Here is a 12,878-nt window from a genome sequence, read left to right as displayed (position 1 = left end):
TGTGCCGCATTAGCCGAAAACGCAGGCCTCGCGAGTAGTTTCCATCATGCTGGCCGCACGACGGGTCCGCCCCATGTGACCGGTCGTGACGTGAGTGGGCTCCCCTGCCCCTCAAGCGCCGGGTTGCCAAGCGTTGGCGATCCGGCGCGGCCAGCACCCTGGCGCGAGCAGCAGCACATCGATCCGCACGTCCTCACCCCGTCCGGCATAGCGCGGTGCCACGGCCTCGGCCGCCGCCGCGACCCTGCGTAGCCGATGTGTGTCGATGGCGAGGCCGAGCTCACGCACGCTGCCCCGCCATTTCACCTCTACGAAGCAGACGGTCCGACCGCGCCTGGCCACGAGGTCGATCTCGCCGCGCGCCGTCTTCACCCGCTTGCCCAGAATGCGCCAGCCGGTCAGCCGCAAGTACCACGCGGCCAGCGCCTCACCGCGGCGTCCGCGCTGCTCCGCCTTCTCGCGCCGCCCGCTCACTTGAGTTCGAGCGCGCGAGCATAGAGCGTCTTGCGATCGAGCCCGGTCGCCTTCGCCACTTGCGCAGCGGCCTGCGACGGCTTCTCGGTCAGCAGTGCCTCACGCAACAGGGCATCGGCATCCGCCTCGTCGACCGCCTCGTCGGACGGTGGCGCGACCAGCAGGACGATTTCACCCTTGGGCGGATGCGCGGCGTAGTGAGCGGCGATCTCGTCGGGCGAACCATGGCGACACTCCTCGAAGCGCTTGGTCAGCTCGCGCGCCACCGCCACCTCGCGGCCCGGCAGCACCAAGCCGATTGCTGCCAGCGCATCGAGCAGCCTCGGCGCGGTTTCGTAGAACATCAGCGTGGCCGGCACCGCCGCCAGCTCGCGCAGCACGTCCTCGCGCGCCTTGACCTTGTTGGGCAGGAACCCGGCGAAGAGGAAGCGGTCGTTCGGCAGGCCCGACAGCGTCAGCGCTACCACCGCCGCGCTGGGCCCCGGCAGGCTGGTGACCGCGATCCCCTCCTCGCGCGCAGCCCGCACCAGGCGATAGCCGGGATCGGAGATCAGCGGCGTCCCCGCATCGCTCACCAGCGCCACCGGCTCCTCGCGCATGGCGGCCAGCAGGCGATCGCGCGCGCCGGCATCGGCGTGATCGTCGTAGCGCACCATGCGCTTCTTCAAACCCAAGCGATTCAGCAGCTTTCCCGTGACGCGCGTATCCTCGCACGCTACCAGCGAAACCGCGCCCAGCACCTCGACGGCTCGCAAGGTGATGTCGCCGAGGTTGCCAATCGGGGTGGCGACTATGTAGAGGCCTGCAGGAAGCTTGGGGGCAAGCGGCTGTTCCATGTCGCGACCCATGGCCCATTCCGGAGGGGAACGGCAAGTGATGTTCGAACGGCGCCTGATCCAGACCAGACTGCCCCGACGCAACCTGCTCGCCGCGGCAGCGATGGCGACCCTGGCGGCTTGCGCCGTCGTGCCCAAGGGCCCGGTCGCACCGCCTCCGCCCCGGCCCACGCCCGCGCCGAGCACCAGCGAACTTCCGACGGATACGCAGCACCACCGCATCGCGCTGCTGGTGCCGATGAGCGGCGCCAACGGCGCGGTCGGCCAGTCGATCGCCAATGCCGCGACGATGGCGCTGATGGACACCAACGCCAAGAACCTGCGGATCACCAACTACGACACGTCGACCGGTGCCGGCGTGGCCGCGTCGCGCGCGATTGCCGATGGGAACCAGCTGATCCTCGGGCCCTTGCTGGCTGACGACATTCCGGCCGTCGCCGCGGCCGCTCGCGGCGCCAAGGTGCCGCTGATCTCGTTCTCGAACGACCAAAGCGCCGCCGCCAAGGACGTTTACGTCATGGGCAGCCTGCCCGGATCCTCGGTACGCCGGACCGTGCGCTATGCGCGCGAGCATGGCGTCACCAGCTTCGCCGCACTGGTACCCAAGGGCGATTATGGCGAACGCGCCTCGCAATCGCTGATCGCCGAAGCACGCGCGGCCGGTGGCACGATCATGGCGATGGAGAGCTACGATCGCAGCGCCGCCTCGATCACCGCTGCAGCCAGCAAGCTGCGCGTGCGCGGTAACTTCGATGCGATCCTGATCGCCGACAGCGGCGCGCTCTCAGCGCGTGCGGCGGGCTTGCTCAAGGCGCGTGGCAACGCCACCCCGCGGCTGCTCGGCACCGAGCTGTGGAGCGGTGAGAAGGCAATCACGACCGCGCCGGCGCTGAATGGCGCATGGTTCGCGGCGGTGTCCGACGCGCGCTTTCCGAAGTTCGTGCAGAGTTATCGCACGCGCTTCGGTGCGGCGCCCTATCGCATTGCCACGCTGGGATATGACGCGGTCTTGCTGACGTTGCGCGTGGCACGCGAGTGGAAGCCCGGCCGGGCCTTCCCAACTTCGGCGCTGACGTCCAGCGATGGCTTCCTCGGGCTGGATGGGGCGTTCCGTTTCGACAGGAACGGCGTGATCGACCGCGCGCTGGAAGTGCGTGAGATCAGCGGCGGCGCGGTCAAGGTCGTGAGCCCGGCCGCGACCAAGTTCGGCGGTTGAGGCAGGGCCGGCGCCGACGATAAGCCGAGCGCCCAGCTTGCGCCTGGCCGGGGGTGAGGCCATAACGCGAACATGTCCGACGATCTCTTCGACAAGCTGCCCACATCCTCCGGCGAGGCGTACGACGCGTCCGCTATCGAAGTCCTTGAAGGCCTGGAGCCGGTTCGGCGTCGCCCGGGCATGTACATCGGCGGCACCGACGAGCGGGCGCTGCATCACCTCGCCGCAGAGGTCCTCGACAATGCCATGGACGAGGCCGTCGCCGGTCACGCCAATCGCATTGAGGTGATGCTGGAGGAAGGCAACCGCCTGACCATCACCGACAACGGCCGCGGCATCCCGGTGGGCGAGCATCCCAAGTTCCCCGGCAAGTCCGCGCTGGAGGTGATCCTCTCCACCCTGCATTCGGGCGGCAAGTTCTCGGGCAAGGCCTACGCCACTTCGGGCGGCCTGCACGGCGTCGGCATCTCGGTGGTCAACGCGTTGTCCAGCCACACCCGCGTGGAAGTGGCGCTCAACAAGGAGCTCTATGCGCAGGAGTTCGCGCGCGGGGCGACGCTGGGCAAGCTACAGAAGATCGGCGCCGCGCCCAACCGCCGAGGTACGTCCGTGGCGTTCACGCCCGATACCGAGATCTTTGGCGACCAGCAGTTCAAGCCGGCCCGCCTGTTCAAGCTGGTGCGCTCCAAGGCCTACCTCTTCGCCGGCGTCGAGATCCGCTGGAAGTGCGCGCCCTCGCTGGCGACCGAGGATGTGCCCGCCGAGGCAGTGTTCCAGTTCCCCGGCGGTCTCGCCGATCACCTCGCCGAACAGATCGCCGGGCGCGAGTGCGTCACCAGCCAGTTCTTCTCCGGCAGCCAGGACTTCCCGAAGGAACATGGGTCCGAGCAAGGCCGGGTCGAGTGGGCGATCGCCTGGCCGCTCTACTCCGACGGGGCATATTCGTACTACTGCAACACCATTCCCACACCCGACGGCGGCACGCACGAGCAGGGCCTGCGCGGGGCGCTGACCAAGGGCATCCGCGCCTTTGCCGAGCTGGTCGGCCAGGGCAAGAAGGTCAAGGACATCACGCCCGACGACGTGGTGACCGGCAGCGAGGTGATGCTATCGGTCTTCATCCGCGATCCCCAATTCCAGAGCCAGACCAAGGATCGCCTGACCTCCCCCGACGCCGTTCGCCTGGTCGAGAATGCAGTGCGCGATCACTTCGACCACTTCCTCACCGACAACATGGAGCGCGGCAAGGCGCTGCTCGGCACCATCCTGGAGCGCATGGACGACCGCCTGCGCCGCAAGGCTGAGCGCGAGATCAAGCGCAAGACCGCCACCAGCGCGCGCAAGCTGCGCCTGCCGGGCAAGCTCACCGACTGTTCGGGCGAAGGCAAGGGCGAGACCGAACTGTTCATCGTCGAGGGCGACAGCGCCGGCGGCTCGGCCAAGCAGGCGCGCGACCGCAAGACCCAGGCGATCCTGCCGATCCGCGGCAAGATCCTCAACGTCGCCAGCGCCAGCGCCGACAAGATCCGCGGCAACCAGGAAATCGCCGACCTTCAGCTCGCGCTTGGCTGCGGCATCCGCAAGGACTGCAACCCGGACAACCTGCGCTACGACCGCATCGTCATCATGACCGACGCCGATGTCGACGGCGCCCATATCGCGACGCTGCTGATGACGTTCTTCTTCCAGGAGATGCCCGAGATCGTGCGCAAGGGGCACCTCTACCTCGCGCAACCGCCGCTCTACCGCCTCGTCAGCGGCGCGACCAGCGCTTACGCCCGCGACGACGCCCACCGCGCCGAGCTGGAAAAGACCAAGTTCAAGGGCAAGAAAGTCGAAGTTGGGCGCTTCAAGGGCCTGGGCGAGATGAATCCCGGTCAGCTGCGCGAGACGACGATGAGCCCCGAAACCCGCTCATTGCTCCGCATCACCCTGCCCCCCGAGTACGAGGGCCGCGCCGCTGTGAAGGACCTTGTCGACCGCCTGATGGGCCGCAATCCCGAACACCGCTTCCAATTCATCCAGAACCGCGCCGGCGAGATCGATCCGGAGCTGATCGATGCGTAGAACTGATTGCCAAAGTCTACGAGTGGAGTAGATGATTGCACAGTAGTGGTGAGTATCGAGTGGAGAGTGTCTGATGCGCGGCATGTTCTTGCGGACGGCAACGGCACTCGCCCCGGTTCTCCTCATCGTAGCGTGCGGGAAGGCAGAACAGCCCGCCGAAGAGTCCGCGAGCACGACGGATATGGCCGCCCCGGACGTGACCGGCAGCAGCGCCACGCGCGGCGTCGCCTTCGTGTTCAACTACACTTTCGCACTGCCCGCGCGGGCGATCGCCAAGGTTCAGCGCCAGCACGTTACCGAGTGTGAACGACTGGGCGCTACGAGGTGCCGTGTGACCGGGATCACCTTCGATCAGCAACATGGCAAGTCCGCGTCGGGCAGCCTTAACCTCCTGCTCGCGCCGGGGGATGCCTATACTTATGCCGGTCGCGCAGCGGACATCGTCGAAGCGGCGAAAGGTGAGATCGATACTGCCATGGTCGATGGCCGCGATGCGGCGGGGGCGATAGACCAGGCGCGGAACAGCCAAGCCGACGCCCGAGCTGAGATCGCCCGTATCGATGCTCGGCTCCGAGCCAAGAACTTGAGCGAGAGCGAGCGGAGCACGCTTACGACCCGGCTGGAGGAACTGCATCGAGCAGCAGGTGAGCAGGTCTCCGTACAACGTGAAAGCGAGTCGGCGCTCGCAACCACGCCGGTGTCGTTTCACTATGTGGAGCACGGCGCCTTGGGTGGCGACAACCGCTTCATCCGGGCAGCAGGTCAGTCGTGGGGCGGGGTGCAGGACGCGCTGATCCTCGGCATGATCCTCTTGGGATATTTGCTGCCTTGGGCCGTCTTGATCGGAGCAGGTGTCTTTATCGTTCGCTGGTTGCAGCGTCGTCGCAGCCCGAAGGGCGAGTAAAGGCGCCAGGAATGATGTTCACCGAGAGATAAAGCTGCCCATCTCAACGCACCCGCTTCACGAACAATCCGCTCTCGCGCTTCTCGGTCACGAAGTTGGGTAGCGATTTCACCAGGTCCGCCAACCGCGAGAAGCCATAGCTCCGCGCGTCGAAGCTGGAGCGGTTGGCGACGCGTTGGCCCACGTCGGTCATGCTGGCGAAACCCTGCTCGTCGCGCTTGCTGGCGCGCCAGGCCTGGGCGAGGAGCTTGATGAGTTCGTCGTCGACCTCGGGCTTCGCGCGGGTCTTGGCCGGCGCCGGCTTGTCCTTCGCCGCGACCGCGGGTGTCGCGGTGGTGCCTTCCGCGCGTTTGGTCGTCGCAGGCTTCGCTTCGGCCTTGGGCCGGATCGCCGGCGGCAGGATCAGCTCGTCCTCCTCGTCCTCCACCACCGCGTCGAGGTCGATGAAGCGGGTGCAGGCCTCGCGAAACGCTTGCGGCGTGCGGGCGGTGCCGAATCCATAGACGGGCGTGCCGTTCTGGCGGATGCGCATGGCGAGGGGCATGAAGTCGCTGTCGCTGGTCATCAGCCCGAAGCCATCGACTCGCCCGCCGTAGAGCAGGTCCATGGCGTCGATGGTCATCTTCATGTCGGTGGCGTTCTTGCCCTTGGTGAGGTCGAACTGCTGTTGCGGCTCCAGCGCGAAGCGATGGACGATGTTCGACCAGCCCTTCAGCCCCGGCTTGCTCCAGTTGCCATAGATCCGCCGCACGTTGACCGTGCCGAGATCGCCCAGGATGGTGAGCGCAGCCTCGAGGTTGGCCGGCGAGGCATTGTCGGCGTCGATCAGCAGGGCGATGTTGGATGAGGTGTCAGGCATGGCCTGCTTGTGCAGCGGGGGCAGCGCGAAGTCCACAGTGCCGGGTTTCGCGCTAGCGAAGAACAAAGGTAACCGTAACCCTGAACTCGTTTCAGGGTCCATTTCTCGAGCTCACCCTGAGGCATGAGACGCCAGCTCCGAGCAAGGTTTACGACATTGAGAACCGGGCTTGCGGCAAGATGGACCCTGAAACGAGTTCAGGGCGACGAGGGCGGTATGCAAGGGCCGCTTGACCGACTGTTGCGGTACCCCACCCGCTTGCCTCGCTGCGCTGCACAACTTACGGTCAACACCAAGAAGACAGGACAGGACCGGCCGATGCAGCGTTTCGAAGGCACCAGCAACTACGTCGCCACCGACGACCTCAAGGTCGCGGTCAATGCCGCCGTGCTGCTGCGCCGCCCCTTGCTGGTAAAGGGCGAGCCCGGCACCGGCAAGACCGTGCTGGCCGAGCAGATCGCCGAGGCGCTCGGCGCACCGCTGATCACCTGGAACGTCAAGTCGACCACGAAGGCGCACCAGGGCCTCTACGAGTACGACGCAGTGGCCCGTCTGCGCGACGGGCAGCTCGGTGACGAGCGCGTGCACGACATCTCCAACTATATCCGCAAGGGCAAGCTGTGGGAGGCGTTCACGTCGCCCACCCTGCCCGTCCTGCTGATCGATGAGATCGACAAGGCCGACATCGAGTTTCCCAACGACCTGCTCGCCGAGCTCGATCGCATGGCCTTCGACGTCTACGAAACCGGCGAGCACATCGCCGCGGCCGAGCGCCCGATCATCATCATCACCTCGAACAACGAGAAGGACCTGCCCGACGCATTCCTGCGCCGCTGCTTCTTCCACTACATCAAGTTTCCCGATCGCGAGACGATGCAGTCGATCATCGACGTGCACTATCCCGGCATCCAGAAGGCGCTCGTCACCAAGGCGATGGAGATCTTCTACGAGCTGCGCGAAGTGCCCGGCCTCAAGAAGAAGCCCTCGACCAGCGAGCTGCTCGACTGGCTCAAGCTGCTGATGAACGAGGACATGCCGCTCGACGTGCTGCAGAACAAGGACGCGTCCAAGGCGATCCCGCCGCTGCATGGGGCGCTGCTGAAGAACGAACAGGACGTGATGATGTTCGAGCGCTTGGCGTTCATGGCGCGGCGGGGCGCATGACCTATACGGGGCAGTGCAGCTGCGGCGCGGTGATGATCGCGATCGAGGGCGAACCGGTCACCACGCGCCAGTGCTGGTGCCGGCAATGCCAGAAGATCGCGGCGGGCGGCGCAACCAACAACGCAATTTTCCCTCTGGAGGCGATCACTATCGAAGGTGAGCGCGCGCAGTCGAGGTACGTCGCGGCAAGCGGCGCTACGCTGACGCACGAGTTTTGCCTCGCATGCGGCACCCATGTTCTTGCCCACTCCAGCGCTCGCCCGCTCTTGCGCACAATCCGCCTGGGGCTGCTGGACGAGGGGCACGGTCTGGCACCGGCTGCGGCGATCTGGACCTCGGAAGCGCCTGCTTGGGCCGTCGTCGACCCGGCGCTCGAACAGTGGCCGCAGCAACCCCCGCCGCCTAGCCATCCGACTCCGCCCTGATGCCCGCTTGATCGCGCCTGTCGTTTCTCAGACCCGCTTCGCCGCGATCCGGGCGCGGCTCGAAGCCTTTGCACCAACACCTGGTTGGCGCTCCTGGCTCTATGAATTCCTGCTGTTCGGCTTCAAGCAAGGCTGGGCATGTCTGTTCGGGGGACTGCTGCTGGCATTGCTGCTCGGGACGCACGTGTTCTACCCCGAGGCGGCACCGCTTGCACGATACGACTTCCTGGTGCTTGCCGCGCTGGCGATCCAGGTCGCAATGCTGGCATTTCGGCTGGAGACCTGGGACGAGGCCAAGGTCATCCTGGCGTTTCATCTCGTCGGCACGATCATGGAACTGTTCAAGACTGCACATGGATCGTGGGAATATCCCGAGGCAAGCGTGCTGCGGATCGGTCAGGTGCCGTTGTTCTCAGGGTTCATGTACGCCGCCGTCGGCAGCTACATCGCCCGCGTATGGCGCATTTTCGACTTCCGCTTCAGCTCGTATCCGAACCGAGCCGCCACGTGGGCGCTTGGCGTTGCGATCTACGTCAACTTCTTCGCGCATCACTGGCTGCCGGATGCCAGGCCGATCCTCTTCATCGCCATGTTCGTCCTGTTTGCACGAACCCGCGTTTGGTTCACGGTCTGGCGTGAGGACCGATGGATGCCCTTGCTGCTCGGCTGGCTGCTGGTGGCGCTGTTCATCTGGTTGGCGGAGAACCTTTCCACATTCTCGCGCGCATGGATCTATCCGAACCAGCGCGGCGCCTGGGCACTGGTCCATCCGGGAAAGCTCGGCGCTTGGTACCTGCTTATGTACATCTCGTTCGTGCTCGTGGCCGCGGTGCACCGTCCGCGGGCGCGCAATGCTTGATCGCTTTCCTACAGTGCGGTCGGTGGGCTACGTTCGCCCTATGTTTGCCAGGACGAGCCATCCCCGATTCGACACTCACGTGACTATTGGCGTCGGCATATACCGTCGTATGGCTTTGCCGGGGCACATGACCAGGCGGCATGGCGCGGTGGACGCATGTACCGCTTACCAGTTTCGAAGTTTATACCCGGCTAGCGGTGAAATGGCGGAAAGCTGCTGGGGGCCGGCTCGGGCGCAATGCACATTTCGTGCGTTCAGCGGCAACCGTATCGGAGGCTGAGGCCCATGTTCTTCAACTTCGTCGACGAACTGCGCACCGTTGGGATCAAGGCTTCGTTCAAGGAGCACCTCACTCTGCTGGAGGCGCTCGACAAGGACGTGATCGAGCAGACGCCCGAGGCCTTCTACTACCTGAGCCGTGCTACGTTCGTGAAGGACGAAGGCCTGCTCGACCGCTTCGACCAGGTGTTCCAGAAGGTCTTCAAGGGCATTCTCGCCGACTATGGCCAGCAGCCCGTCGACATTCCCGAAGACTGGCTGAAGAAGCTGGCGGAGCGCTATTTCTCCCAAGAGGAGATGGACGCGGTCAAGAAGCTGGGCTCCTGGGACGAGATCATGGAGACGCTCAAGAAGCGGCTCGAGGAGCAGCAGAAGCGCCACTCCGGCGGCAACAAGTGGGTGGGCACCAACGGCACCTCGCCGTTTGGGCACTCGGGCTACAATCCGGAGGGCATTCGGGTCGGCGGCGAAGGCCAGCACGGGCGCGCGATCAAGGTGTGGGAGAAGCGCGAGTTCGCCAATCTCGACAACACCAAGGAGCTGGGCACCCGCAACATCAAGGTCGCGCTGCGCCGCCTGCGCCGCTTCGCCCGCGAAGGCGCGGCGGAGGAGCTGGACCTCGATGCCACGATCGAGGGCACGGCCAAGCAGGGCTGGCTCGACGTGGTCATGCGGCCCGAGCGGCACAATGCGGTGAAGGTGCTGCTGTTCCTGGATGTCGGCGGCTCGATGGATCCGTTCATCAAGCTGGTCGAGGAGCTTTTCAGCGCCGCGACCGCCGAGTTCAAGAACCTGGAGTTCTTCTACTTTCACAATTGCCTCTACGAAGGCTTGTGGAAGGACAACCGCCGCCGCTGGTCGCAGCGGGACAAGACGTGGGACGTGCTCCACAAATACGGGCACGACTACAAGGTGATCTTCGTGGGCGATGCGGCGATGAGCCCCTACGAGATCAGCCACCCGGGCGGCTCGGTCGAGCACATGAACGACGAGGCCGGCGCGGTGTGGCTGCAGCGCATCGTGCAGACCTACCCGGCGACCGTGTGGCTGAACCCTACGCCGCAGCGCCAGTGGGAATACTCGACCTCCACCCGCATGATCCGCGAGCTGCTGCACGATCAGATGTACCCGCTCACGCTCGACGGGCTGGAGGACGCGATGCGCGAACTGACTCGCAAGAAGGCGTGATGGCGGAGCTGGCAAGTCGGCGCCCGAGCGCCTAGGGGCGAGCGCCATGGACCGGCAATTGCTCATCATCTGCCTGCTGACGGCGGCGATCAACCTCATCGGGACGCTGGCTTACGCCGCGCGCATCGCCGGGGTGCGCACCCGGCGCATCGCCATGAGCTTTGCGCTGTTCAACATCCTGGTGCTGGTCTCACGCACCTCGAACAGCTTCCTCGGCCCCTTCCTCGCCAAGCGGATCGAAAGCCGACTGGCGACCGGAGGCGGCGACGCACTGCTCGGTGACTTCCGCCTGGTGCTCGCCTCGGCCTCGATCGCGGTGTTCCTGGGCATCCTGCTGGTGCCGACCGGACAGCGCCTGTTCGCCGCCGGGATCGGCTACTTCCAGGTCCACCGCTCGACCGGCAAGCTGATGATGCGCCTTGCCTCGCCCGCCGGCTTCCATGCGGTGCGCCGATCGCTGCGGGTCCCCTCACTGACTCACTTGCGCGGCTTCGCTCGGGATCGCGGCGTGGGCTGGGGCGTACTGGTCGCGAACTGTCTGGCGCAGGCGCTGATCGTGGTGGGCGTGCTCGCCTCGCTCTATGCCGGGTTCCTGAACCCGCAGTACCGCGTCACCGCCTCGCAACTGTCGGCGGTGGTGAATGGCTTTGCGACGATCCTGCTGTTCGCGCTGATCGACCCGCAGCTTTCGGTGATGACCGACGACGTGGTCGAAGGCCGCATCGAAGAGGCCCGGTTTCGGCGCACTATTGTGTGGATCTCGATCAGCCGACTGGTCGGAACCTTGCTGGCCCAGGCGCTGTTCGTGCCCGCAGCGCACTCGGTCGCCTGGATCGCCAACTACGTATAGAGCAGCAGGTCGGCGATCTCGTCCCGCCAGGCCGCCTCATCGGCGCCGGCCAGCGCCTCGAGGTCACCCGCCGCCGCCGCCGGATCATCGACCCACTCGCGCAAGGCGGGCCCGCCGTTAATCACATCGATGGCGAGCCGATCGAACTCGTACTCGTAGGGGAAGTCGCGCCAGATCGGATAGTCCGGGTAGAGCCGCCGGATCGCCTTGAACGCCAGCGCCTGCAGCCGCCACGGCCGGAACGCGGCATGGTCGTAGAAGGGCCCTTCCGCATGGATCATCAGCGCGTTGCACAAGGTCTTCTGGTGCTTGTGGAACGTCGGCTCGAACCAGCACTCGCGCAAGGCACAACCCGCGAGCCACTCGGGCGCGAACGCCTGCATCTCGGCGAGGACCTTGCCCGCGGCGATGCCCGGCGCACCGAACAGCACTTCGAGTGGGCGCGTCGTCCCGCGTCCTTCTGACAGCGTCGTGCCTTCCAGCATGACGGTACCGGCATAGGCGCGCGCCATGTTGAGGTTGGCGGCGTTCGGGCTCGGGTTGATCCAGATCCGCTCGCTCGGCCAACCAAAGCTAGGCGCCGTGTCGGGCTGCCAGCCCTCCATGGCGACCACCTTGTAGTCGACGTCGAGGTTGAAGTGCCGCACGAACCAATGCCCCATCTCGCCCAGCGTCAATCCATGACGCATCGGCATCGGCCCGGCACCGACGAAGCTCTCCTGCCCGGCCAGCAGCGTCGTGCCCTCGATCGGGCGACCGGCGGGGTTGGGCCGATCGAGCACCCACACGCTCTTGCCCGTGCCGGACGCCGCCTCCAGCAGATAGAGCAGCGTCGTCACAAAGGTGTAGATGCGGCAGCCCAGATCCTGCAGATCGAACATAAACACGTCCGCGGTCGACATCATCGGCTCGGTCGGACGGCGCACTTCGCCGTAGAGGCTGAAGATCGGGAAGCCGTAGTCCGGATCGACCTCGTCGCCGGTCTCGACCATGTTGTCCTGCTTGTCGCCCTTCAGCCCATGCTGCGGACCGAACGCGGAGGTCACGTTCAAACCGGCGGCTACCAGCGCATCGAGCGAGTGGGTCAGCGTCTCGGTGACCGAGGCGGGATGTGCGACCAGCGCCACCCGGCGGCCCTCGAGCGGGCGGCGCAGGGAAGGCTCGGCCAGCAGGCGATCGATACCGAACTTCATGCTGCGTCCGCTGCCGCAAGCGTGCCGGTGAAGCAAGCCGCATCGTGGAAGTCGGGCTTTCCTGCCGGGTGTGACAGAGCCCAGAACGACTTGATGCCGCCCTCCTCCTCGATCACCGCGGTCAGGTTGTAGTCCCAAGGCGCGGGCGGAAGCGCCGATGCGGGCACGGCGGCGTCGAAGATCGCCAGCGCCTCGCCCTTTCGCATGGTGCATGACGGCTCACGCGGGAATGCGCGCTCCGCCATGCCTTCACGATAGCTGCCGAAATCGTAGGCGTTCCAGCGCTCGGATGGCGACAGGTTCAGCTCCACGTAGCCTGGCTCGCCAGGAGGCTGCAGGAACAGCTCGAAGCACGTCGTCTGCCACAGCCCGTCTGCGCGGCCCTTGCCGGCGAACGGAGGCACCACGAGCTTGTAGGCCCCCTCGATGCGCCAGCGCAGGCGCAACCACTCGCCATCGGGCGTGATCCGCGCCGTCACGGCGTGCACCAGACCGGGCGGGAAGTCCGGATGGGGAACCAGCGAGTGCGTTTGCAACCAGGCATCTCCGTGCTAGGCGCGCGAC

At 65.9% G+C, this 12,878-nt stretch carries 13 protein-coding genes; 8 read left to right on the top strand and 5 right to left on the bottom strand.

Features of this window, described 5'->3' with window-relative positions; genetic code table 11:
* Nucleotides 1-111 precede the first annotated feature (111 nt).
* Together HNO88_RS00235 and rsmI are read right to left on the bottom strand one after the other, a co-directional pair.
* Nucleotides 112-474 (bottom strand): YraN family protein, encoded by a 363-nt coding sequence (locus HNO88_RS00235; protein WP_184241606.1) that lies wholly within the window; start codon nucleotides 472-474, stop codon nucleotides 112-114.
* Entirely contained in the window at nucleotides 471-1,310 is an 840-nt protein-coding gene (rsmI, locus tag HNO88_RS00230; RefSeq protein WP_184241604.1) for a 16S rRNA (cytidine(1402)-2'-O)-methyltransferase, read from the bottom strand. Before rsmI ends, HNO88_RS00235 begins: the two co-directional genes overlap by 4 nt.
* Nucleotides 1,311-1,350: 40 nt before the next feature.
* On the opposite strand from rsmI, the gene HNO88_RS00225 reads away from it, so the two are divergent.
* The 3 genes from HNO88_RS00225 (at nucleotide 1,351) to HNO88_RS00215 (ending at nucleotide 5,497) form a co-directional block, all read left to right on the top strand.
* Complete coding sequence (locus tag HNO88_RS00225) at nucleotides 1,351-2,526, top strand: penicillin-binding protein activator (protein WP_184241602.1); 1,176 nt, start codon at nucleotides 1,351-1,353, stop codon at nucleotides 2,524-2,526.
* Between the two features lie 72 nt (nucleotides 2,527-2,598).
* On the top strand, nucleotides 2,599-4,593 hold the full coding sequence (gene parE, locus HNO88_RS00220) for a DNA topoisomerase IV subunit B (protein WP_184241600.1): 1,995 nt from the start codon (nucleotides 2,599-2,601) through the stop codon (nucleotides 4,591-4,593).
* Nucleotides 4,594-4,666: 73 nt separating this feature from the next.
* Nucleotides 4,667-5,497 (top strand): DUF4349 domain-containing protein, encoded by an 831-nt coding sequence (locus HNO88_RS00215; RefSeq protein WP_184241598.1) that lies wholly within the window; start codon nucleotides 4,667-4,669, stop codon nucleotides 5,495-5,497.
* A gap of 43 nt (nucleotides 5,498-5,540) precedes the next feature.
* Here the strand turns inward: HNO88_RS00215 and HNO88_RS00210 are convergent, their stop codons facing one another.
* On the bottom strand, nucleotides 5,541-6,356 hold the full coding sequence (locus tag HNO88_RS00210) for an NYN domain-containing protein (RefSeq protein WP_184241596.1): 816 nt from the start codon (nucleotides 6,354-6,356) through the stop codon (nucleotides 5,541-5,543).
* 318 nt (nucleotides 6,357-6,674) lie between these two features.
* On the opposite strand from HNO88_RS00210, the gene HNO88_RS00205 reads away from it, so the two are divergent.
* The 5 genes from HNO88_RS00205 to HNO88_RS00185 all read left to right on the top strand — a co-directional run bounded on the left by HNO88_RS00205 (nucleotide 6,675) and on the right by HNO88_RS00185 (nucleotide 11,121).
* Nucleotides 6,675-7,520, top strand: coding sequence for an AAA family ATPase (locus tag HNO88_RS00205; RefSeq protein ID WP_184241594.1), 846 nt, complete (start codon nucleotides 6,675-6,677; stop codon nucleotides 7,518-7,520).
* Entirely contained in the window at nucleotides 7,517-7,945 is a 429-nt protein-coding gene (locus tag HNO88_RS00200; protein WP_184241592.1) for a GFA family protein, read from the top strand. Before HNO88_RS00205 ends, HNO88_RS00200 begins: the two co-directional genes overlap by 4 nt.
* 10 nt (nucleotides 7,946-7,955) lie before the next feature.
* The gene (locus tag HNO88_RS00195) at nucleotides 7,956-8,804 is read left to right on the top strand and encodes a DUF817 domain-containing protein (RefSeq protein ID WP_184242340.1); all 849 of its coding nucleotides are present in this window, start codon (nucleotides 7,956-7,958) and stop codon (nucleotides 8,802-8,804) included.
* 285 nt (nucleotides 8,805-9,089) lie between these two features.
* A complete protein-coding gene (locus HNO88_RS00190) occupies nucleotides 9,090-10,271 on the top strand; it encodes a vWA domain-containing protein (protein WP_184241590.1) in 1,182 nt (393 codons plus the stop codon).
* A gap of 46 nt (nucleotides 10,272-10,317) precedes the next feature.
* Nucleotides 10,318-11,121 (top strand): lipid II flippase Amj family protein, encoded by an 804-nt coding sequence (locus HNO88_RS00185; RefSeq protein WP_184241588.1) that lies wholly within the window; start codon nucleotides 10,318-10,320, stop codon nucleotides 11,119-11,121.
* Here the strand turns inward: HNO88_RS00185 and HNO88_RS00180 are convergent.
* Together HNO88_RS00180 and HNO88_RS00175 are read right to left on the bottom strand one after the other, a co-directional pair.
* Nucleotides 11,112-12,314 carry an exo-beta-N-acetylmuramidase NamZ family protein gene (locus HNO88_RS00180; protein WP_184241586.1) on the bottom strand — a complete coding sequence of 401 codons (1,203 nt, stop codon included), beginning with the start codon at nucleotides 12,312-12,314 and terminating at the stop codon, nucleotides 11,112-11,114. The genes HNO88_RS00185 and HNO88_RS00180 overlap by 10 nt on opposite strands.
* Entirely contained in the window at nucleotides 12,311-12,850 is a 540-nt protein-coding gene (locus HNO88_RS00175; RefSeq protein ID WP_184241584.1) for a DOMON-like domain-containing protein, read from the bottom strand. Before HNO88_RS00175 ends, HNO88_RS00180 begins: the two co-directional genes overlap by 4 nt.
* Nucleotides 12,851-12,878 lie beyond the last annotated feature (28 nt).

Origin of the sequence: Novosphingobium chloroacetimidivorans, assembly GCF_014204535.1 — a bacterium.
Taxonomy (GTDB): domain Bacteria; phylum Pseudomonadota; class Alphaproteobacteria; order Sphingomonadales; family Sphingomonadaceae; genus Novosphingobium; species Novosphingobium chloroacetimidivorans.
Note: the sequence above shows the minus strand (reverse complement) of the source record. Positions and strands in the feature narration are given on the sequence as shown.